Annotated in this window: 22 protein-coding genes; 8 read left to right on the top strand and 14 right to left on the bottom strand. The window is 49.7% G+C overall.

Annotated features, from left to right (window positions below):
* Window positions 1-3 precede the first annotated feature (3 nt).
* The 3 genes from HJV72_RS12075 to HJV72_RS12085 are packed head-to-tail and all read left to right on the top strand — an operon-like array spanning window position 4 to window position 3665.
* Complete coding sequence (locus HJV72_RS12075; RefSeq protein ID WP_117771850.1) at window positions 4-1089, top strand: DUF917 domain-containing protein; 1086 nt, start codon at window positions 4-6, stop codon at window positions 1087-1089.
* A gap of 21 nt (window positions 1090-1110) precedes the next feature.
* The gene (pepV, locus tag HJV72_RS12080; protein WP_208071309.1) at window positions 1111-2517 is read left to right on the top strand and encodes a dipeptidase PepV; all 1407 of its coding nucleotides are present in this window, start codon (window positions 1111-1113) and stop codon (window positions 2515-2517) included.
* Window positions 2517-3665: a M20 family metallopeptidase gene (locus HJV72_RS12085; protein WP_208071310.1), complete on the top strand. Its 1149-nt coding sequence runs from the start codon at window positions 2517-2519 to the stop codon at window positions 3663-3665. The genes pepV and HJV72_RS12085 overlap by 1 nt, the downstream gene beginning before the upstream one ends.
* A gap of 51 nt (window positions 3666-3716) precedes the next feature.
* On the opposite strand, the gene HJV72_RS12090 is transcribed toward HJV72_RS12085, so the two are convergent.
* The 7 genes from HJV72_RS12090 to HJV72_RS12120 all read right to left on the bottom strand — a co-directional run bounded on the left by HJV72_RS12090 (window position 3717) and on the right by HJV72_RS12120 (window position 11225).
* Window positions 3717-4037: a DUF1540 domain-containing protein gene (locus HJV72_RS12090; RefSeq protein ID WP_208071311.1), complete on the bottom strand. Its 321-nt coding sequence runs from the start codon at window positions 4035-4037 to the stop codon at window positions 3717-3719.
* Window positions 4038-4107: 70 nt separating this feature from the next.
* On the bottom strand, window positions 4108-4545 hold the full coding sequence (locus HJV72_RS12095; RefSeq protein ID WP_208071312.1) for an acyl-CoA thioesterase: 438 nt from the start codon (window positions 4543-4545) through the stop codon (window positions 4108-4110).
* A 44-nt stretch (window positions 4546-4589) separates the two neighbouring features.
* Window positions 4590-5438: an aldo/keto reductase gene (locus tag HJV72_RS12100; RefSeq protein ID WP_208071313.1), complete on the bottom strand. Its 849-nt coding sequence runs from the start codon at window positions 5436-5438 to the stop codon at window positions 4590-4592.
* Window positions 5422-8409, bottom strand: coding sequence for an EAL domain-containing protein (locus tag HJV72_RS12105; protein WP_208071315.1), 2988 nt, complete (start codon window positions 8407-8409; stop codon window positions 5422-5424). The genes HJV72_RS12100 and HJV72_RS12105 overlap by 17 nt, the downstream gene beginning before the upstream one ends.
* 10 nt (window positions 8410-8419) lie before the next feature.
* Window positions 8420-9847, bottom strand: coding sequence for an ABC transporter substrate-binding protein (locus tag HJV72_RS12110; protein ID WP_208071317.1), 1428 nt, complete (start codon window positions 9845-9847; stop codon window positions 8420-8422).
* A gap of 161 nt (window positions 9848-10008) precedes the next feature.
* Window positions 10009-10734, bottom strand: coding sequence for a YdcF family protein (locus tag HJV72_RS12115; RefSeq protein ID WP_208071318.1), 726 nt, complete (start codon window positions 10732-10734; stop codon window positions 10009-10011).
* Window positions 10719-11225 carry an SEC-C metal-binding domain-containing protein gene (locus HJV72_RS12120; protein WP_208071319.1) on the bottom strand — a complete coding sequence of 169 codons (507 nt, stop codon included), beginning with the start codon at window positions 11223-11225 and terminating at the stop codon, window positions 10719-10721. The genes HJV72_RS12115 and HJV72_RS12120 overlap by 16 nt, the downstream gene beginning before the upstream one ends.
* Window positions 11226-11315: 90 nt before the next feature.
* Between HJV72_RS12120 and HJV72_RS12125 the strand changes: the two genes are divergently transcribed.
* Complete coding sequence (locus tag HJV72_RS12125; RefSeq protein WP_208071320.1) at window positions 11316-11537, top strand: hypothetical protein; 222 nt, start codon at window positions 11316-11318, stop codon at window positions 11535-11537.
* Between the two features lie 2 nt (window positions 11538-11539).
* On the opposite strand, the gene HJV72_RS12130 is transcribed toward HJV72_RS12125, so the two are convergent.
* The 3 genes from HJV72_RS12130 to HJV72_RS12140 form a co-directional block, all read right to left on the bottom strand.
* On the bottom strand, window positions 11540-11695 hold the full coding sequence (locus HJV72_RS12130) for a hypothetical protein (RefSeq protein WP_198146154.1): 156 nt from the start codon (window positions 11693-11695) through the stop codon (window positions 11540-11542).
* Window positions 11696-11970: 275 nt separating this feature from the next.
* Window positions 11971-13245: an adenylosuccinate synthase gene (locus HJV72_RS12135; protein WP_208071321.1), complete on the bottom strand. Its 1275-nt coding sequence runs from the start codon at window positions 13243-13245 to the stop codon at window positions 11971-11973.
* Window positions 13246-13330: 85 nt separating this feature from the next.
* Window positions 13331-13759, bottom strand: a complete 429-nt coding sequence (locus HJV72_RS12140) for a hypothetical protein (protein WP_208071322.1) — start codon at window positions 13757-13759, stop codon at window positions 13331-13333.
* A 108-nt stretch (window positions 13760-13867) separates the two neighbouring features.
* Here HJV72_RS12140 and HJV72_RS12145 point away from each other — a divergent pair, with 108 nt between their 5' ends.
* The gene (locus HJV72_RS12145; RefSeq protein WP_208071323.1) at window positions 13868-14971 is read left to right on the top strand and encodes a serine/threonine protein kinase; all 1104 of its coding nucleotides are present in this window, start codon (window positions 13868-13870) and stop codon (window positions 14969-14971) included.
* Window positions 14972-15046: 75 nt separating this feature from the next.
* Here HJV72_RS12145 and HJV72_RS12150 read toward each other — a convergent pair whose 3' ends face one another.
* On the bottom strand, window positions 15047-15373 hold the full coding sequence (locus HJV72_RS12150; RefSeq protein ID WP_208071325.1) for a helix-turn-helix domain-containing protein: 327 nt from the start codon (window positions 15371-15373) through the stop codon (window positions 15047-15049).
* A gap of 186 nt (window positions 15374-15559) precedes the next feature.
* On the opposite strand from HJV72_RS12150, the gene HJV72_RS12155 reads away from it, so the two are divergent.
* Together HJV72_RS12155 and HJV72_RS12160 are read left to right on the top strand one after the other, a co-directional pair.
* On the top strand, window positions 15560-15970 hold the full coding sequence (locus HJV72_RS12155; protein ID WP_208071327.1) for a hypothetical protein: 411 nt from the start codon (window positions 15560-15562) through the stop codon (window positions 15968-15970).
* 2 nt (window positions 15971-15972) lie between these two features.
* Window positions 15973-16521, top strand: coding sequence for a hypothetical protein (locus tag HJV72_RS12160; protein ID WP_208071329.1), 549 nt, complete (start codon window positions 15973-15975; stop codon window positions 16519-16521).
* A 51-nt stretch (window positions 16522-16572) separates the two neighbouring features.
* Here the strand turns inward: HJV72_RS12160 and cls are convergent, their stop codons facing one another.
* Window positions 16573-18132: a cardiolipin synthase gene (gene cls / locus HJV72_RS12165; protein ID WP_208071330.1), complete on the bottom strand. Its 1560-nt coding sequence runs from the start codon at window positions 18130-18132 to the stop codon at window positions 16573-16575.
* Between the two features lie 183 nt (window positions 18133-18315).
* Here cls and HJV72_RS12170 point away from each other — a divergent pair, with 183 nt between their 5' ends.
* On the top strand, window positions 18316-18558 hold the full coding sequence (locus HJV72_RS12170) for a hypothetical protein (RefSeq protein WP_208071331.1): 243 nt from the start codon (window positions 18316-18318) through the stop codon (window positions 18556-18558).
* 84 nt (window positions 18559-18642) lie between these two features.
* Here the strand turns inward: HJV72_RS12170 and HJV72_RS12175 are convergent, their stop codons facing one another.
* Both HJV72_RS12175 and HJV72_RS12180 read right to left on the bottom strand, forming a co-directional pair.
* Window positions 18643-20016, bottom strand: coding sequence for an MATE family efflux transporter (locus HJV72_RS12175; RefSeq protein ID WP_208071332.1), 1374 nt, complete (start codon window positions 20014-20016; stop codon window positions 18643-18645).
* Window positions 20009-20446, bottom strand: coding sequence for a MarR family winged helix-turn-helix transcriptional regulator (locus HJV72_RS12180; protein ID WP_208071333.1), 438 nt, complete (start codon window positions 20444-20446; stop codon window positions 20009-20011). Before HJV72_RS12180 ends, HJV72_RS12175 begins: the two co-directional genes overlap by 8 nt.
* Window positions 20447-20579: the final 133 nt, after the last annotated feature.

Consider the following 20579-nt stretch of genomic DNA (forward strand, 5'->3'; position numbering starts at 1 on the left):
GATATGTCAGTAAAAATGAACAAAGAGCAGCTGTATGACATGACACGCGGGGCAATTATCCTCGGCAGCGGTGGCGGCGGCGATGTCAAGACGAGCTACCGTCTGCTGGAAGATATCCTTGCAATCACGGGGGAGGTAGAATTTGCGGGGCTTGAAGAGGTGCCGGATGACGCAAATGTAGCCATCATATCCGGCATGGGCTCCCCTGCCGCCACAAAGGAACGGGGCTTTGACTGTATCGCCTGCGTCCACGCGCTGAAGCGGCTGGAAGCCGTAACCGGTAAAAAGATCGACTATGTCGCTGCTTTCGAGGTGGGCGGAGGTAATTTCATGCCTCCCATATACACGGCATGCCATACGGGAATCAAAGTCATCAATGCCGATGGCGTGGGGCGTGCGGTTCCTGAATCATTCATGATCATGCCGGAAATCCACAACGTGCGTTCTGCACCTTTCGCAATGGCGAATGAGGAGGACTTAAGCGCCGTGCTCTATTATGAGGACAGCAGCGACTGCGAGCTGATCGGCCGCCCCATCGTCAACGTATTCGGAGGATCCGCCGGAGTCGCCAACTATATCATGGACGGCGCAACCGCTAAAAAAGCGCTTGTGGCAGGTTCCTACGAGCTGGCCCGCTCGATCGGGGAAGCCGTGCGCAGAGGCATTGCCGCAGGCGAGCGCCCTGTCGAATGCATCGCAAGAGCCACCGGAGGCATCGAGATCATCGAAGGGAAGCTGTCGGAGCTCCGCATGGAGACAGAGAACAGCCATGACTGGGGATATGAGATCATTGAAGGTACGGGAGCATATACCGGAAAAAGCATAAAAATCATGATAGAAAATGAAAATATACTTGCCTTTGACCAGGACGGCAAGGTGCGCTGCGTCACACCGGATGCACTCTGCGTCTTCCAGTCCGACGGAACGCCTCTGACGAATGCTGATTTGGAGCCTGGCATGGAAGTGGCCTTCGTGGGCGTGCCGTGCAACCCGAAATGGCTGGAAGGGGACTCTGTTTCCGTGTTCCAGACGGCATATGACTACTTTGGATATAAGGACGGCTATATCCCTGTAACCGAGTTGAACTGATATACATAGAAAGGGATCATGATGGACTCTGTCTTAGACACATTGATTGATGGATACCGGGAAGACATTATCCGCAATACCCGGAACCTCGTCCGCATTCCAAGCATCAAGGATACTCCCCGGCCGCACATGCCTTTCGGCCTTTCTATCGGGCAGTGCCTCGATGAGATGCTGGCACTGTGCAGCTCTCTTGGAATGCGCACCAAAAACTGCGGAGGCTATGCCGGATGGGCAGAAATCGGCAGTGGGGAAGAACTGTGCGGCGTCCTCGTACATCTGGATGTCGTCCCCGCTGGAGATGGGTGGGAGCACCCGCCCTTCGGCGGGATTATGGAGGATGGCAAGATCTACGGACGCGGTACGGTAGATGACAAAGGTCCTGCCATCGCTTCCATCTTTGCCCTGAAGGCGGTTGCCGACAGCAGGCTTCCTCTTTCCAGAAGGATACGGATTATCTTCGGCACAGATGAGGAAAACGACTGGGCATGCATGGACTACTATAAGGAGCTGGAAGAGATTCCCTGTACCGGCTTCTCTCCGGACGCCGAATTCCCGGTCATATACGCAGAGAAGGGAATCCTGTTTGCCACCTTGGATAAGGAAGGAGCCGTAGAGGAAGATAAACCCCATATACGGAACCTGACCGGGGGCCGCAGGGCGAATATGGTGCCGGATGAATGCCACGCCGAACTCGTCGTTCCAGAGCCTAGCAGCTCTGTCGTACAGGGACTTAAAATGAGGGCCCAGCTTATCCCCGGCACCCATATCTCTGCCGGCGGACCTGTCGTCAAGGTCCGTACCACCGGGCAGACCGCTCACGCAAGTACGCCGGAGAACGGGGTGAACGCTGTGTCGAACATGATGCTGCTTCTGGAACCCTTTATGGAAGGTGATTCCTTCCAGAGCAGTTTTATAAGATTCTATCGTTCACACATCGGCGCTGAAACCGATGGTTCAGGCTTATTCGGCGATATCTGCGACGAGCCTTCCGGAAAGCTCGTGCTGAATGCCGGCCTTCTGAATATGGATACACAGCATGCGAGCCTGAAGCTGAATATCCGCTATCCGGTCACCTGTTCCGGCGTGCAGATTCAAAAGCTTCTCGCAGGCGCCGTGGCCGATGCAGGACTTACGATGCACATCGACTTGAACAGCGAACCTTTGTATAAGGAAAAGGACAGCCGTATTGTCCAGACGCTGTTATCCGTCTACCACAGCTACTGTCCGGACGGCTCAGTCCCCCTCGCGGTCGGGGGAGGCACTTACGCGAGAAGCATCCCCAATTCCGTCGCCTTCGGTCCGGTGTTCCCCGGCAAGGAGGAACTGGCCCACTGTCCCGATGAATATATCTCGATAGACGATCTCATCTTATCCGCTAAAATCTATGCCGGCGCGATGCTGCGGCTGGCAGGCAGGGAGGGCGACTGATGGTTCAGGATATTATCACCCAGTATATTGACAGCCAACGCGGCGCGATGCTTTCATTACTAGAAAAGATGGTCAACACGGACAGCGGTTCCTACACGACGGACGGCGTATTAAAGGTTGCCGGATTTATTTCAGATGTCCTGCTTCCCCTCGGCTTTGACGTACAGATGCTGCCAAGTTCCAAATACGCCCCACATCTGCTGGCCCGCAGGAGAGGCAGCGGATCTAAAAAGCTGATGTTTCTCGGACACATGGATACGGTCTTCGACGAAGGTACGGCGAAGCGGCGGCCCTTTTGCATAGAGGGAGGCAAAGCCTACGGTCCGGGCGTGTGCGACATGCAGGCCGGAATCGTCTGCCTGCTCTATGCATTGCTGGCTCTGGAAGAAGCCGGCTACACCGGCTACGAAGAATTGAAGATATTGTTCAACAGCGACGAAGAGCGGGGCAGCGAGACTTCTGAGCAATATATTATCGAAGAATGCGGCAAAAGCGACATGGTACTTGTCATGGAACCGGGCATGCCGGGGGATTATGTCGTAATCGAACGGCAAGGTGGCGGCATCTTCAACCTTGATATACAGGGGAAGCCGGCACACGCAGGTGCATGTCCGCTCGATGGAATCCATGCAATCGATGAAGCCGCACACAAGATTCTTGCGCTCCATGGTCTGACCGACTTGAGTCTCGGCAGATCCGTCAGCGTCGGTGTCATAGAGGGCGGTACAAGAAGCAATATCATACCGGAACACGTCTTTATGGAAATAGACCTGCGTGCCAGATTCCACCATGACGGGATTGCACTGATGGAAAAGATGCAGGAGATTGTTGATACTTCTTATGTACCCGGGACAGAAAGCACACTGACGAAAGTAATGTACCGCCCTCCGATAGAAAAGACACCGGGTAATCAGGCACTCTACCAGACACTTGTTACAGCCGCCAGAAAGCTTGGCATCCCGGTCAACGAAACATACTGCGGCGGCGGCAGCGATGGCAACTATACTTCCGCACAGGGAATACCAACCATCGATTCTCTCGGTCCCATCGGGAGCCTGGAACATACGGACGAGGAATACATACTTGTTGAATCATTGTTCTCCAGATGCAAGCTGACCGCGCTTTATATCGTGGAGCTTTCGAGCTGACAATATTTTCCGTGTTACAAGAAAAAGGGAAGCATTACGCTTCCCTTTTTCTTAACATCCACAGTGGAATGTGGCACATTCCGTCTGTTCACACCTACAGGCCTCGCTGCCTTCCACGCTGATTTTTCCTGCATGGCATTTGCACTCTTCGTTATACATACATTCTGTCGCCTTACAGTCGATACGGCTGCAGGCCGTAGCATTGTTCTGGCTTACGTTGCTGTATGAATCGCCTTTGCGCTCTTCAAAGCTGTCGCAGCACGTCTCCTCTGCACGCTTTGCTGAGTTCCCTCCTACCTGGATCTTATCAAGGTCGCAGTAAAAGTTCTTATTGTGTGTACAGGTCTGTACGGTACATTTTAATTCTGGCATGATCCTACCTCCTTAGTTTGATATCAGAAGTAGTATCTGCATATTAAGAATATAATATTCTTTTTTCAATTTATTGTTGATTTTTATAGTCACACAACCCTTTTGCGAACATATCATGGAACTCCAGGCAGCTCTGCTTCAGAGAGACAGGCTTTCCTGCCTCATTGATGAAACAGTGCTTCGTAAGTCCTCTGCAATGGACCATCTCTGTCTTGCTATCCACGACCTCATACACGATTGTCATCTTGATGCCGTTATATTCCTTTATATATGCATTGACCGTCACGACACTGCCAAAATGTACCATGCGGAGATAATCCGCCTCCACAGAAAGGACCGGACTCATGATCCCTCTCTTTTCCATCTCCTCATATCCCATGCCCATCTGTTCCATCAGGTCTGTCCTGGCTTCTTCAAACCAGCGGATGTAGTTGGAATGGTGAACGATTCCCATCCGATCCGTCTCATAATACTGTACTTTATGCTTATATGGTTCTATCCTGCTCATCTCTTCACCCTCTGTCTTTTATCTGATGATTCTCCTGCCGTCCGCTACCTTCCGAACTTCTCCGGATGCTGGCCCGACCAGCCTGTCTGCGGCATCGTCCCAAGGATATACATATCCTCTTCGTTCAGTGCAAACCCGAAGATATCCTGATTCTGCTTCATCCGCTCCATGGAGGACGATTTGGGAAGCGGCACGACTCCTCTCTGAAGCGCGTAGCGAAGGCATATCTGGGCTGCCGTCACTCCGTATCGTTCCGCCATCTCAAGGATAACCGGCTCCTTAAGCACCTTGCTTCTCCCCATAGGGCTCCATGCCTGTACGAGGATATCCTGTTCCTGACAGTAGCGTACCGTAACCTCCTGCGTGTAGCCCGGATGGAATTCTATCTGGTTGACTGCAGGCTTCACATCACAGTTCTCCAGAAGATTCTCTATGTGGTAAGGCAGAAAATTGCTCACTCCTACAGCCCTGGCCTTCCCTTCATGGTACAGCTCCTCAAGCGCCTGCCACGATTCTATATCAAGCCGCCGCCACTGTGTAAAGCCGTCTTCCGGAAGCGGCCAGTGGATGAGATACAAGTCCATATAGTCTGTCTGAAGCCTTTCCAGCGATTCCATGAATGCCTTCCTGATATTACTATATCCCATCTCTGTCCTCCAAGCCTTCGATGTGAGGAAATACTCTTCGCGGGCGATTCCGGACTCTGCCAATGCTCTGCCAATCTGTCTTTCATTTCCATAGAAAGACGCCGTGTCAAAGTACCGATATCCCGCTTCTATGGCCGTCTTCACTACTTCACAATCGTCACCGTCCGATGCTCTGTACGTCCCAAAACCAAGACATGGGTTCATGACACCGTTATTCAATCTATAACAATCATATATGTTGTTCATACTGCTCCTTTCCTGTCCTTCTGCCGGCTTTTTCGTTCAGCTCTTTAATCTCCCTTTGTATCTTTTCATCCACATCCTTCACTACCGTATCCGGCCTGCCGACATAGAAGCCTTGCAGATAGTCAACACCGAGTGAGATGAGCGTCTCCATCTCTTCTGCGGTCTCCACTCCTTCTGCGATGACTTTAATTCCTCTCGGCCTCGCATAGTTGACCGTGCTCACCGCAAGTGCCTGACGGTCCTTGTCCCTGTGAATATCTCTTACGATGCTCATATCAATCTTGACATAATCCGGCTGCATATAGAGCAGTGTCGATTCTGAGCTGTACCCGGCACCGAAATCATCGACCGCAAGCTGTGCGTGGAATGCTTTCAGCATCTGAATCTTATCTTCCATAATCCCGATATCCGTTTGTTCGCTTTCAATCATTTCTACGACGAGCGTATCCTTTCCTATCTGGTACCGCTCAAACAGGCTATACAGCAGCTCTTCTGAAAGTATCTGGTTCGGTATGGAATTGACAAACAGCTTCCTGTCGCCAAACGCGTCCCGCTGTGACGCGTACTCCTCAAATGTCTTGCGAAACGTAAGCTTTTCAATGTCCGGAAGCCTTGACTGTGAGATTGCCAGCCTCATGACATCGGCGGGGGATGCCAGGTCTTCCATGATGGGACGCATTAATGCTTCAAAGGCGGCCACACGTCCATCCTTCGTACTTACAATCGGCTGGAACGCATAATTGACCAGTTCATCCTCTATGAGCTTGTTCAGCTGTTCCCTGCCCTGCAGCAGAAAAGCGTCTTTTTCATAGGCTTTCCTGTCAAACTCTTTAAATGCGCCTTTATAGCTGTTTTTCGTGTCATACATGGCAAAGTCCGCATACTTCCTAAGCTCATCCAGATTTCTGCCGTCATCCGGATACCAGGCGATACCACCGGAGGCACGAACTGCTATCGACTCTCCGTCCGGCATGACGACCCTTGTATTATTCAGCTGTCTTTTGACTTCCTCTACTTTTTCCAGAAGCCATTCCTTACTTCCACAATCCGGAATAAAAGCCAGGAATTCATCCCCGGAGATGCGGCCGACGATGCCGCCGTCTCTCGTCAGGCCGCTGAATACAACTGCGGCTCTCTGTATATACTGGTCGCCATAATCATGTCCGTATGTGTCATTGACATATTTCAGATTATCCAAATCCCACATAATCATCGCCCCAAGCGTCAGGCTGCTGCCTTCCTGCAGCAGCTGATTCATTCTCCTGTTAAAGGCCCGCCGGTTCAGAAGATGGGTCAGGATATCGTAATCCCTCTCATATTCTATCTTCTGCCTCTCATAGATGTCTTTCGTGATATCCAGAACAGTAATCAGCGTCTTATCTTCGTCGGACAGCGACTTCAGATGTACCCATCTCTGCTGAATCGTATGGGCAATCTGGTAGTCTTTCTCCCCGGATTTCTCAAGCAGCTCTTCAAGCCCTGCCTCTTTCATATAATCTTCAAAGTATTTCCGGTCAAGGTAGCCACGGCTGTAATACTTTTTGTTCATCATAAACATCTTGATGACTTTCTTTGTACAGAACACTTTTTCCGTGCCTCTTTGATATTCCACAACGCCGAGAGGCAGGTTCACCAGCTCGATGATTTGGGATACTTTAGACGCATTCTGCCTCACATTGACATTGAGCGAGACGATCGCATTCTCCAGCGCGTCTATCTCCTGTACGTCGGACGGTTGGAACTTCAGCTCGTCGTTGACGTCCTTGCTGCGGATTTCATCGACCATCTTCCTGATTGGACGGGTGAAGAAGTAGCTGCCGACCACCGCTCCTGCTATGCCGAGCACGATAGACGTTGCGAAGGCTATCATCACCGTCATCTGAAGCCGGTCTGACGACCGGAACAGCGTGCTCTCCGGGAGCACGCCTATGATTGCCCACTTTTCCCTGCTGTATGGTGAAGTGCGCCTGTACAAATCGATGTTCTGAACATTGCCGTAATTGCCTGCCCCGTCATCTATCTTGCTCACACGGCCATTCGCCGGTTCATTTTTAAATTTGATTATTTGATTATCTTCTGCCAGATTCTTTGCGATGATGCCTGTGGAAAATATGGATTCATATTCTATCCCGTCTGTCGTCCTGGCAAGCACAAAGGATCCCGCATTATCCGCATCCAGCTCCTGCGGCGACATCATCGATTCGAGATAATCCTCGGACACCGTGATGCCCATGACTCCATAGACGGTTCCATCCTGTACGAGCGGAACAGAATAGGACATCACTTTGATATCCTCAGGCGACCAGCGGAAGAAGGCGGACCAGTACCCGAGCGCCGAGCCCGATTTGTCTTCATACTTCTCCGCCGCTGCAACAGGCTTCTCATACCATCCAAGATCCATCGCGTCATGTAGGACAAAGCGCGAAGACCAGTACGAATCCATAGGGATGCCGTAAGCTTTCGATATCTCGGAGGAGCCTCTCTCCAGCAGAAAGCCATTGGAATCTGCATTCGTGCCCTGATCCAGATTCCGGATCAGCAGACCGCAATGCTCCCTTGCATCCTGTCCGCCGTATCCGCTCAGAACGATGTATGCCTCTGTCGTGGAATTATACCGGAGCATATCCACCATATCCTCCGTAATATCCAGCAGCAGCCTATTATTCAATTCTTTATCCGATGCAAGATCCGAAAGGTCTCTGCCTTCCTCTCCCAGCTTAGCGCTGACTGCAGCCTGTACCTTTTCCTGATACTCCCCCAGGTTAGACCATTTGTTGAGCATGAAGTTCTCAACCGCATTCTTCCTGGCAAGCGTCGTATTGGAAAAGCTTGTGCATGCACTCTTCTTCAGATAATCGAAACCGTCGTTAAACGTAAGCGCTGAAAAACAGAGTATCCCCTGGAGCATGACTACGGACAGCATAACCACCAGCAGCTTTTTTCGAATCGAAATTCTTTTCATATTCATCATTTACGACTTCCTAGCTTTGAACAGCTTCCTTCAGCTGTGTGCTCAGCTCATTATACCATATTTCAAAGTTCTCCTCTGTCAATAGCCCGGAGACGGCCTCCTCCTGAGACTTTCCTGCCCCCAGCTGCTCTACCACCGTCTCTCTGTCCGCAGCGGCCTTTTTCTGAAGAGAATCTTCGATTATATAACGGCAGCTGTCGCTTCCTTTAAACGGAGTCATCGTATACAGATCATATGTATTACATTCTTCAAATGCAACTTCTATCGTATCCCGAACGATATCGTTCCACTCAATATTATTTTCCTTGACAATCTTTTCTAATAATTCCATATCATTGGCACTTTTCTTGACCGGCAGATAGGAAGATGCCATGCTGAACCTGCTGTTGGCATCCACATCTGTAAACCATTTCAAAAAGGTGGCTGCTGCCTCCTCTTTCTCTTTCTCTGATTTTACGACCGCCATACCAGCTCCCTGCTGTGTCACTACAGCCTCTGCACCCTCAAAGTTAGGCACCGGCATTACCATCGTCTCAATCGGATATGGATCATTGTCGCCTACGGTCACCTCCTGGGCATAGTAGGAACCTCCGGAAGAGGAGCCGATTGCCACGATGAGGTCTCCTGTCTTCATATCATCAGAACGGAACCTTCCAATGCTCGTATAGTACCCATTTACATAAGGGACATAATAGTTATCCCACAGCTTTTTCATGACATCCCGGTCCATCTGGATGGCTACCTTTCCATCTTTAACCTCAAACATATCTTCTCCGAGCTGATGTGCGCCTGCAAGCATATAATTGGCATATGCGTCACGTCCGAACAGGGCTTTGCCACCGGACCATTCATAAAAAGCTTCCGCCGTGTCGGCCAGGCCTTCCCATGTAGAAAGCTGCCTCAGATCGGAACCGGTCTCCAGCGCGAACTTATCCCAGTCGGTTTTATTAATCGTCATCACTTCCGTCGACTTCGCTATCGGGAACACGACGAGCGGCTTATCCTTTCCTATTCTGCCTTCCTCGATATACTCGTCTACATACTCATCCAGCTCATCCTTCGTAAAGTAATCGTCCAGATCAGCCAGCAGGCCCTCTTCCTCAAATTCCATGGCGTTGGAACCATAGCAGCTGAATATGTCAGGAAGGTCTCTGTCCTCTTCCTCTTTCTCCAGCTCATTTTCCAGGTTCTGGAAGAGTTCGCCCATATCCCCGCTGCTGCTTGCCTTTACGAAAATCCCTTTTTCATCTCCAACGGTATCGTTGAATTCTTCAACCAGTTCATCGAGCGCTATTTTGGCTGCCCCGTTGTAATATGTCTCTATCTCTATCACGGTAGGATTATCGGCATCTGCCCCATTACCGGCCTTTCCCGCACATCCTGCCGTCATGCCCGTAACCAGAGCTATGATGCATGCACATACAATTCTTTTTTTCATTTCTGGCCTCCCTGTCCACACTTTTTCGTAAAAGGAAAATAGAAAAAAATAGCAATATGCTATCCCTTATAATATAGCATATTACTATTCTTAAATCAAAAGATTATGTAGAATTGAACTGCAAAAGTACAATAAATACTTTTATCGGCCTTCCATACCTGCTAAGGCAGCCATAATCTGCACACTGCGAAAAACTCCCTGACCATATAATTGACGAAGAGCAGCGGGCTGCACCCCGCCGGTATACGGCACACATCCTTATAGCCAATCCTTCTGGCATACAAGCAGGCCCGGTACATGTGAAAATTATTTGATACGATTCCCACCTTCACGTTCTTATCAGGCAGATATCGCGCGGAGAATGTAAGGTTCTCCTCTGTCGACTTTGATTGATCTTCCAGAAGGATTCTGCTTCTCTTAATGCCGCAGCCGATAAGATATGCCGCCATCGCCTCCGCCTCGGAGATAGCTTCTCCCGGCCCCTGTCCTCCGGATACTATCACCATCGTCTCCGGATTCTCAGACAGATATGCCGCGGAACGCCTGAGCCTTCTCCTAAGGGAATCTGTAATCTTCGTCCCTTTTACCTGCGCGCCAAGGACGATAAGATACGGTATGCCCTTCTCCTCGGTAGAAACCATTCCACCGGCTATGAGCATCTCTACGACGGCAAATACGGCAGCCGGAATCCAGAGCAGTTTCCACAGCGGACTTTCCGCCAGTTCCGGTCGCATCCGAAACAACACCAGCAGCGCGGCACACAGTGCCCCGGCCGCCAGCCAGAATCTCGCAAAAGTTGAATTCCATCTGTGCAGACGTAAGCTGACCGCCCCATAGTACAGGAGGCAGGCGGCGCCTGCCGCAGGCAGTGCTACCTTCCACAGCATTTCTTATACTTCTTGCCGGAACCGCACGGACATGGGTCATTACGTCCCGGTTCCTTCTCTTTCCGGATTGTGCCGGACTGTTTCTGTTCCTTGTACAGAGTCTTGAGTTCTTCCTCCGTATATATATTCTTCCACTGCGGCAGTTCATACAGCCAGTCGGCTTTGGCCGCAACCATATTCTTATACAGCGTTTCTTTATCAAAGGCAAGGCTGACTACCGTATCCTCTTCCATCGTCTCGATTGGATTCGGCTCCTTCAGGCTGTCGTTGATTCCATCGAGGAAACCGGCCATCGTGAATACTTCCTGCCCATACTTTTCGGCAAGCTCTTTTACCGTCCCTTTTACTTCTTCATCCGGCTGTTCCAGAAGCTGCTCATATATCTCCTTCTCAATCTGAAAATATGTGGACCAGAACTTCTGCAGCTCACCTTTGTCTGCCTGTTCATTATAGGCTGTATCTCTCCACTGTTCTAATAACGTACGACTCATATTACATACTCCTTCTGTATTCATTTGCAATTTTATCTTGCTCTTTATATAATATACTAAAGACTCGATTAGATGTAAAGGATGATTCCGATGAAAAAGATAAAACGTATTCTAGCTCTGTCCGGCGCGGTTCTGCTTGCCGGCATGTATATCAGCACATTTGTCTTTGCCCTGCTGGACCGGTCCGAAACGATGGGTCTTCTTAAGGCATCCATCGTGTGCACAGTCATACTTCCCGTACTTCTGTACGCCTACACCCTCGTATATAAGATTACGAAAGGTGACGACAGCGGGAGGGGCGATTCAGCTTAATATCACACATAAAGCTCCGCCAGCATCCACGCAGAGCGTTTCTTTTCTGCGCCCTTTCCCTGCCTCTTCTGTTCTTTTTCCCTTATTTTTTGTCTCTTTGTAAGGTATTCTTCCATTGATATCACTTCTGGGTAATTCGACTCATTTCTCTGCTGCATAGTAGATACCTCCATTTCCATTATTCATACTCGTCAGCCGTGAAGCCCCGACTCCCGGCTTTATTATTATATTGTTGCTCCCCTCGCAATATGCCTGTTTTGTAAGCACAAATTCATTATAAGCATAAAATGTGTCTACATTGTGGCACGTTTCTTAAAATTTGCTGAAGCAAAAAGGGACGTGATCTTTTTAAAAAAGGTTACGTCCCAAATTGCATTTAATGGTGTACCCAGATGACAAGAAACGGATGCCTGATGGCATCCGTCCTGCTCTATTACTTATATATGATATCCTCTCTGCCTGGCCCGTTGGAGACCATCGTAATCGGATAACCGATCTGTCTTTCTATAAATTCTATATATCTGCGGCAGTTTTCCGGCAGCTTGCCATATTCCTTTATGCCGCGTATATCGCATTTCCAGCCTGGCAGCGTCTCCAGCACAGGCTTTGCCTTCTCAAGCAGATGGGTCGATGGAAAGTCTGTCGTCACTTCCCCGTTGATCTCATACCCGACGCATACCGGAATCTCGTCCAGATAGCCGAGCACGTCCAGCACGGTAAACGCGACATCTGTCGTTCCCTGCATCCTGCACCCGTATTTGGATGCCACGCAGTCGAACCATCCCATTCTCCGTGGCCGTCCTGTCGTGGCGCCGAACTCTCCGCCGTCTCCGCCGCGGCGTCTCAGCTCGTCCGCCTCCTCACCAAAGATCTCGCTGACAAATGCACCTGCTCCTACCGCGCTTGAATAGGCCTTGCATACGGTGATAATCTTCTTGATCTCATACGGCGGGATGCCTGCCCCGATGGCTCCGTAAGCGGCAAGCGTAGACGATGACGTCACCATAGGATAGATTCCGTGGTCCGGATCCTTCAGGGAACCGAGCTGCCCCTCCAGCAGGATCTCCCTGCCTTCGCCGATTGCTTTGTCAAGGAAGAGCGATACGTCACATACATATGGCTCCACCATCTTCTTATACTCTTGTAATTCATCATATAATTCATCAGGATCAATTGCAGGCTTATGATAGAGATGCTTAAGCAGCACATTCTTAAGCTCCGCGACGCGCACTACCTTCTCCCTCAGCAGTTCATCATCGAACAGCTCGCTCACCTGGAATCCCACTTTGGCATATTTATCAGAGTAGAAAGGGGCGATACCGGACTTCGTCGATCCGAATGATTTGCCTCCGAGCCGTTCTTCTTCATATGCATCGAAGTCCTTGTGGTAAGACATGACAATCTGCGCCCGGTCGGATACGAGAATCTTCGGCGCCGGAACACCCTGTTCTATGACAGACTGTATCTCGTTGAACAGGACCGGTATATCAAGAGCGACGCCATTGCCGATTACGCTCGTCGTATGATGATAGAACACCCCCGACGGCAACGTATGAAGCGCAAATTTTCCATAATTGTTAATAATCGTATGCCCCGCGTTGGCCCCGCCCTGGAACCTTACTATGATGTCTGCCTTCTCGGCGAGCATGTCGGTAATCTTGCCTTTTCCTTCGTCTCCCCAGTTAGCACCCACTACTGCTTTAACCATTTGAATTCCTCCTGTGTTATCAACTAACTTTGCCTATAGCATTATACTATATTTTATCTGCCGTGTAAAATGCTATTTTCCAAAACTACTCGATGATATCTTCCTCCATCTCGTACAGCAGTTCGTTCATCTCTCCGACAGAAATCTGCTTGTCAAGGCCGAACAGTATGATGCTGTCCCTCTTATTCTTCACATATAAGACAGGATATTCCGATGTCTTAAGCACCTTCTGCATCTCTTCGATAGTAAGCCCCATTCCGAATCCGAGCGCCAGCAGCTTATCCCTGGTCGGCTTGCGGGTTCCCGAAAATATCTGGTATGCATAATTGCGGTCAAGCTGTGAGCCGCGGATAACATCAGCCTTCTTCCTGCCCTTTTCGACAAGCATCTGCTCCAGATAGGCGGACAGGTCACCTGTTATAAATTCCGGCGTTTCTTTCAGATATTCGTCAAAGCTTCGCTTCTTCTTTAACAGCTCTAATAATTCTTCTGTTGATGTATTCTTCTCCACCATCTTATCCTCCCGTCATAAGGAACGCTCCTGCGAATTCAACTACTAATGTTCATTGAGATATGATAAAATGAATATCAGGAAAAATCAAGGACAAAGGATACGAATCTCATGGAAAACTTAAAAAACAGCTATCTGGATTACAATTATACCGTGCTCGCTCCTCTTCAGGATAAGGAGCCATGCACTACTCACCTCGTAAAAAATGCTTCCGGAGGAACGCTTGCCGTCAGAAAGCAGGTGTCCGGGGCACAGTTTCCCATCTATCAGAAGCTGACCATTCTGGACCATCCGAATCTCGCCCAGGTCCTTGACCTCTACACAGTAGACGGCAGATTCTACGTCATCGAGGAATACATAAGCGGCGAGACGCTGGCACAGAAGCTGGAGCGTGCAGAATATATGGAGGAACGACAGATACTCGGCTATATGTCACAGCTGTGCAGCGTGCTGACTTATCTGCATTCCCATAAAATCATCCACAGGGACATCACGCCAGGCAATATCATCATCTCCACAGATGCCGTCCTGAAGCTCATCGACTTCGACATATCAAGGACGAAGAAAGAAGACCGGAACCAGGACACGACGATACTGGGCACCGCGGGCTTCGCTGCTCCGGAACAGTTCGGTTTCGGCCAGACGGATGAACGCACGGACATCTATGCGGCAGGCGTGCTGCTGAACGTTCTGCTGACAGGAACCCTCCCTTCGCAGAAGCTGCCCCAGGAACTCTTCTACCGGAGCATCGTGGAACGGTGTACGGCTATCGATCCGGACGCCCGGTACCAGACCGTCAGAGCACTGGCCGCTGTACTGGACAGGCGCATCCCGCCGGGCGAAGTGCCGTTTCTGTCAAAAGAAGCGGTCGCGTCCATCGGCTGGATTCGTTTCTTTCCCGGATTCCGGACACGGAAGCCGTGGAAGATGGTCGTGGGCGTCTTTGGATATATGCTACTGGCCTACGCTGGCTACCGCACTGCCACCGCCCCTTTGAGCAGCGGCAATACAAGGTTTGACATGTGGCTGTATTCCATCTGGTTTTTGTACGTGCCATGGGCAATCGTGACCGACTGGGGCTATTACACGAAACACTTTTCGGTATTCAGCAGCATGACGCGTGCAAAAATAACAGCGGCGAAAGCAGGCCTTCTATTCCTGTCCTTCTCCGCCTGTATCTTCTTCTTGATGCTGCAGCTCTTATTTTTCCCATAAAAAGAACCGTGTATGCTCTGTGCATACCAAAATGAAAAAGAACTTCTGTATAGTAATGGCAGAAGTTCTTTTTGGTTATTCATCCATATAATTCAATAGCAGTTTTGTCAGATTCACCACCATCTCTTTTTCCTTAGGTGTTGCGTCTGACAAAAGGTTCGTCCAGATATCCCTGTAGGATGACTGTTCCTGGCTTATGGATTCCTGAAGAAGATAATCGACAGTAACACCAAGACAATTCGTGATATTGATAAGGCTGTCCAGCGTCAGTTTCCGCTCCCCTCTCTCAATCTGCCCGACATACGAGGTGGAGAGGTTCACTTCTTCCGCCAGCCGTTCTTGGGTCATATTCAGTTTCAAACGTTCTTCTTTTATTCTTCTCCCAAGTGCTACGTAATCCATATGACAACCCTCACATCCTATTACTGCAATTTTACATCGATTATTTTACAGTTGTAATATGCCAATCGCATTATATCAGTATGCTCATAGCATTATTACAATTGATAAAATATATACTTGCTGAACCGGCAAAGTTCAGCAGGCCACACAAGCTAAACTATCATACTAGAAAGAGGAGGGGAGATTGTGAATCCAGACAAAAAAAAGAAGCAGCAAAAAGGGGCACTTGCTACCGGACGGCTGGTCACAGGCATCATTTCCATCGTGCTCTTTGCACTGATATCGTTTCAGTCCTGTGCCGCGGGACTGAGCAATGCTCTGGAGCAGAATAATGCGACGAGCGGAACCGCAGGGCTGCTGCTGGCATTCGTTTATCTGATCGCAGGCATCATCGGCGTTGCGACGAGAGGCTCTGCCGGCGCCGCAGGACCTGCCGTCTGCAGCGTGTTCTACTTTATCGGCGCGGCTCTGACTATCGGGACAGGCAGTTCCTTTGGCGACCTGCCTGTCTGGGGCTTCATCGCCTGCGCGTTCGGCATCGTATATGCAGCTGCCGCGGTAAAGACAAAAAAAATGACAAATAAAGAGAGGTACTAGATATGAAAAAGAGAATACTGGCCGCACTGCTCATCCTTACGATGTGTCTCGGACTGTCCGCATGTGGAAGTTCTTCTTCCGGCCCGGAGGATTCCAAAGCAGATAAAAACGAAGAGGATACTTCAAAAGAGAAGGAAAAAGAAACACCCAAAGAATATGGTGTCGGCGATACGTGGACGGTAGACGGCAAGTTCAGCTTCACGTTTACATCCGCCGCTTTGACCGACGACAGAAACCAGTTTGAAGAATCCACGCCGGCCCAGGTGGTGCTGCTTACATATGACTATGAAAACATCGGCTTTGAAGGATTCATGGACTTATATTTCAGCGATAACGAGTTTACCGTCATAGACGAAGGCGGCGAGGTGGCGTCCACCTATCCGCTGTCCATCTCCAACTATCCGCAGGAGACGCCTGTCGGAGCCAAGTGTACAGGCGTACAGGCGGCATACGGACTCAAAACAGAGAGTTCGTCCATCACGATAACGGTCACCCAGACAGACAGTAAGCTGAAAGAAGAGAAAGCAGTCTTTACGCTTGCCCTGCAATAAAATGACGGCCCGGAGCATATTGCCCCGGGCCGTATCTTCTGGCTGCCTGTTCTACATAAGCGGTGCGAACAGCCGCAGCACCTGTCCCATAATCTTGGTCAGCATCGTCCGCTTCTTCACTTCCATCAGCGTCACCTTGTGGCATTTTACCAGCGTCCTCTGGAAATCCCGTTCAATCTTGTCCACTTCTGAATTGTTATAGATGAATACGCCGCATTCAAAATGAAGATACAGGCTTCTATAATCCAGATTAATCGTACCGACGGTCGCGGTGTCATCATCCGATACGAATACCTTGGCATGTACGAATCCCGGCGTATACTCATATATCTGCACGCCGCCCTCGATAAGCTCTTTATAATAAGTCTTGGCGACGGCAAACGCATACCACTTGTCGGGTATATGCGGCATGATGATGACAACCTCGATTCCGCTTTTCGCGGCACGGGTAAGGGTCGTAATCATCTCATTGTCGAGGATGAGGTAGGGGGTCATGATATGCACATACTTCTTGGCATGGTTCAATATGTGGAAATAAACCTCCTCCCCTACATTTTCATCATCAAACGGGCTGTCCCCATAAGGGATGACATAGCCGAGCTCCCGCCTGAGCCCCGGCGTCTTCTCCGTCAGGTACTTGCTGTAGCCTTCCGCGCGCCGCTCATCCACGTTCCACATCTGCAGGAACATCATCGTAAGGCTCTGCACCGCATCGCCTTTCAGCATGACAGCGGTGTCCTTCCAGTGGCCGAACCGGACCTTTTCATTGATATACTCATCCGCCAGGTTCACCCCTCCGGTAAAACCCACCATCCCGTCTATGACACAGATCTTCCTGTGGTCTCGGTTATTCTGTACCGTAGAGAGGAACGGCTTCACAGGGCTCACCATCTTGCACTTGATCCCATATCTGCGTATCTGCTCCGGATAATTGTACGGAAGCATCGATATGGCGCACATGCCGTCGTACATGAACCGCACCTCGACCCCCTCCCTTGCCTTATCCTTCAATATCTCAAGGATCGTATTCCACATGTGCCCTTCTTCCACGATAAAATACTCCAGGAATATGAACTTCCTCGCTTTCTTCAGCTCCTCAGCCATCGCGCGGAACTTGTCCTCGCCCAGTGGAAAATACTTCACCTGCGTATTCCGGTAAGTCGGAAATCCCAGCTGATTCGACAGGTAATAGGCAAGCTGCGCATTGGCAGACCGGCTCGCCCAGATAGCATCCACGATATCCTGGTCCTGTTCCATATACGGAGCCGTCTCAAGCCTCAGGCCGGCAAGCCGGTGCTTCATGTACCGTGTACCAAACTGGGTCTTAACGTACAGGTAGAACAAGGTGCCGATGACAGGCAGCGCCAGCACGCAGAGCATCCACGTCATCTTGAACGCCGGATTCCCCTCTGAATTGATGATATATATGAGTACGATGACGCCTAATATGGTAAATGCCCCGTATATATAAGCCATATATTCTGTCAGATATATCGTGGTTCCTATAAATACACCTATCTGAAGCAGAAGCAGCAGAAAGATAATGCCCATCCTGCTGAATATAATCCTGAACAGGCCCTTTTTGGCCGTGCCCGGTGCTTCAATCTGCATAAATCCGTTACTTCCTTTCTTATCTCGCTATCTGTACAGTTTAACATACTTTTTTTCTGTCTACAATACAGATAAAGGTACCCTTTTTACCAAAAAAGAGACCTTTTCCCTTTCCTTTTTCAGCAAAAAGTATTACAATAAGGGATAGTATATGAATGTAAAATTCAGGAAGGAGTTACGATTATGTCTAAATGGGGTAAGAGAATACTGGGACTGGCTGCGGTAGGCAGTGTAATCGCAGGACTTGTCTATTATTTTAAGAAGAAAAATATCTGTGACGAGGAAGATGAGTTCGAAGATGATTTCGAGGACGAAGACTTCGACCTTGACAATGATTTGAAATCAACCGCAGATCGGGAATACGTACCTTTAAATTCAGCAGGAAAGAATGAAGAAGACGCTTCTTCTGACACCGAAGAGAAGTAATATGCAAAATCAATCCCGGCCCATTCTGCCAGCAGGCAGGACGGATGGGGTAGGGAGCTGCCGGCCGTATGCCGGCGGCTCTTTTTACGTTACGTCTTCCTTCTCCTCAAGCAGCTTCCTGCTCTTCCATTTCCCGCTTCTGATACGCACAAATGAAAATATCGCTCCTATCCCCCATCCGATCGGTATGGACCACCAGATTGCGCTTGAGCCTATAAAATATGCCAGCAGATATGCGATGATGACACGCATGAACAGGTTGGACATGGAGCTGAGCATGAATGCCCCCATATCTCCTGCACCCCTGAGCAGCCCATTTCCGACAAACATAAAGCCCATCACGATATAGAATACCGATACGGTCTTCATATACTTCAGGCCATAATCCATCGCGCTGCCCGCAGACCCTGCGTTCAGGAAAAGTCCCAGAAGATGTGGGCCGAACAAGAAGATGATTCCGGTAATAATTGCAGAAAAGATCAGTACCATCAGAAGGCTCGCCTTGTATCCTTCCTCTACCCGTTCGTCCTTACCGGCACCGATATTCTGGGCCGTGTAGCTCGACATGGCATTGGAGAAATTCATATTCGGCATCATGGCCAGCGTGTCAATCTTCGTAGCCGCCGTATAGCCCGCGACAAACACCTTCCCATAGGAATTGACCAGTCCCTGCATAAACATCATGCTCAGGGAGACGATAGACTGCTGGATCATAGAAGGCACGCCGATTCTGGCAATCCTCTTCGCGGCAGACAGTTCAAACAATGCCGGCTTCTCCTCCTCGTACCGCTCTTCATTCTCCATTTTTGCCAGACGTTTCATGAGTATGTAAAAAGAGAATACCGCACACATCCCCTGCGCGATCAGCGTCGCCCACGCAACGCCTGCGACCCCCATATGGAATCTGATGACAAACAGAAGATCCAGGCCGATATTCGTAAGTGCCGAGACCATGAGGAACTTAAGAGGCGTATTGCTGTCACCGAGCGCATTATAGATACCGTTCAACGTATTATATAAGAACAGAAATACTGCGCCGCCAAAGTATATTCTCAGATAGACAAGGGAATCCCCCATAATCTCCTCATTCGTTCCAAGCAGCCGCAAAAGCGGCAGCGACGTGAGCTCTCCCAATGCCATGATTGCAAGGCCGATTGCGCCAAGGGCAATCAGCGCCGTAAATACCGTCGTCTTCATCTCCTCGATCTGCCCCGCCCCGAAAAGCTGTGATATGACAACCGTGCATCCCATGGAGAGGCCCGCCGCTATCGCTACAGACAGGAATACGACCGGAAACGAGGAACCGACTGCTGCCAGTGCATCCTCCCCGACAAACTTTCCTACCACCATCGAGTCTACCATATTATAGAGCTGCTGGAACAGGTTGCCGAGCACCATCGGCATCGCAAAGAAAAACAGCAGCTTAAGTGGCCTGCCGTTCGTCAGATTCTTAACCATTCTTTCTTCCCCCAATCTTTTTCTTGTACTCCACTACATTATGGGAGATACGTTTGATAAATTCGTGGTTCATGTTTCTTTCTTCTTCTGTAAATCCTCTGTAGCAGATGTCATCCCATGCCTCATAGATGTCCAGTATCGCATCATATATCCTCTCGCCTTCCTCAGTCAGGGATACCAGCTTCTGACGCCGGTTATTGCTATTCGTATTCCTGCTGACGATTCCCTTCTGCTCAAGCATATACACGGTCTTGGCTATCCTGCCTTTATCGATATCGAGAGATTCCCCCAGCTCCTCCTGGCTGAAGCAGTGGTCCTTCAACAGCCGGATCAGCCTGCCCTCCATCGGTATCAGCCCGAACTGTTCCAGTTCGCTGCGTATATATGACATCTCACCTCTTCTGATTATGCTGACATAATAATTCTTCATATGTTCTCCTTCTACATCGGACACACACTGACGGGGCTCTACATTCAGATTCAAAACGGTTGTATTATACAATTGTTGTAAAATACAACTAATATTATATGACGACCCCTGACATTTGTCAAGAATCGTACTT

Source organism: Extibacter sp. GGCC_0201 (assembly GCF_017566055.1).
Taxonomy (GTDB): domain Bacteria; phylum Bacillota; class Clostridia; order Lachnospirales; family Lachnospiraceae; genus Extibacter.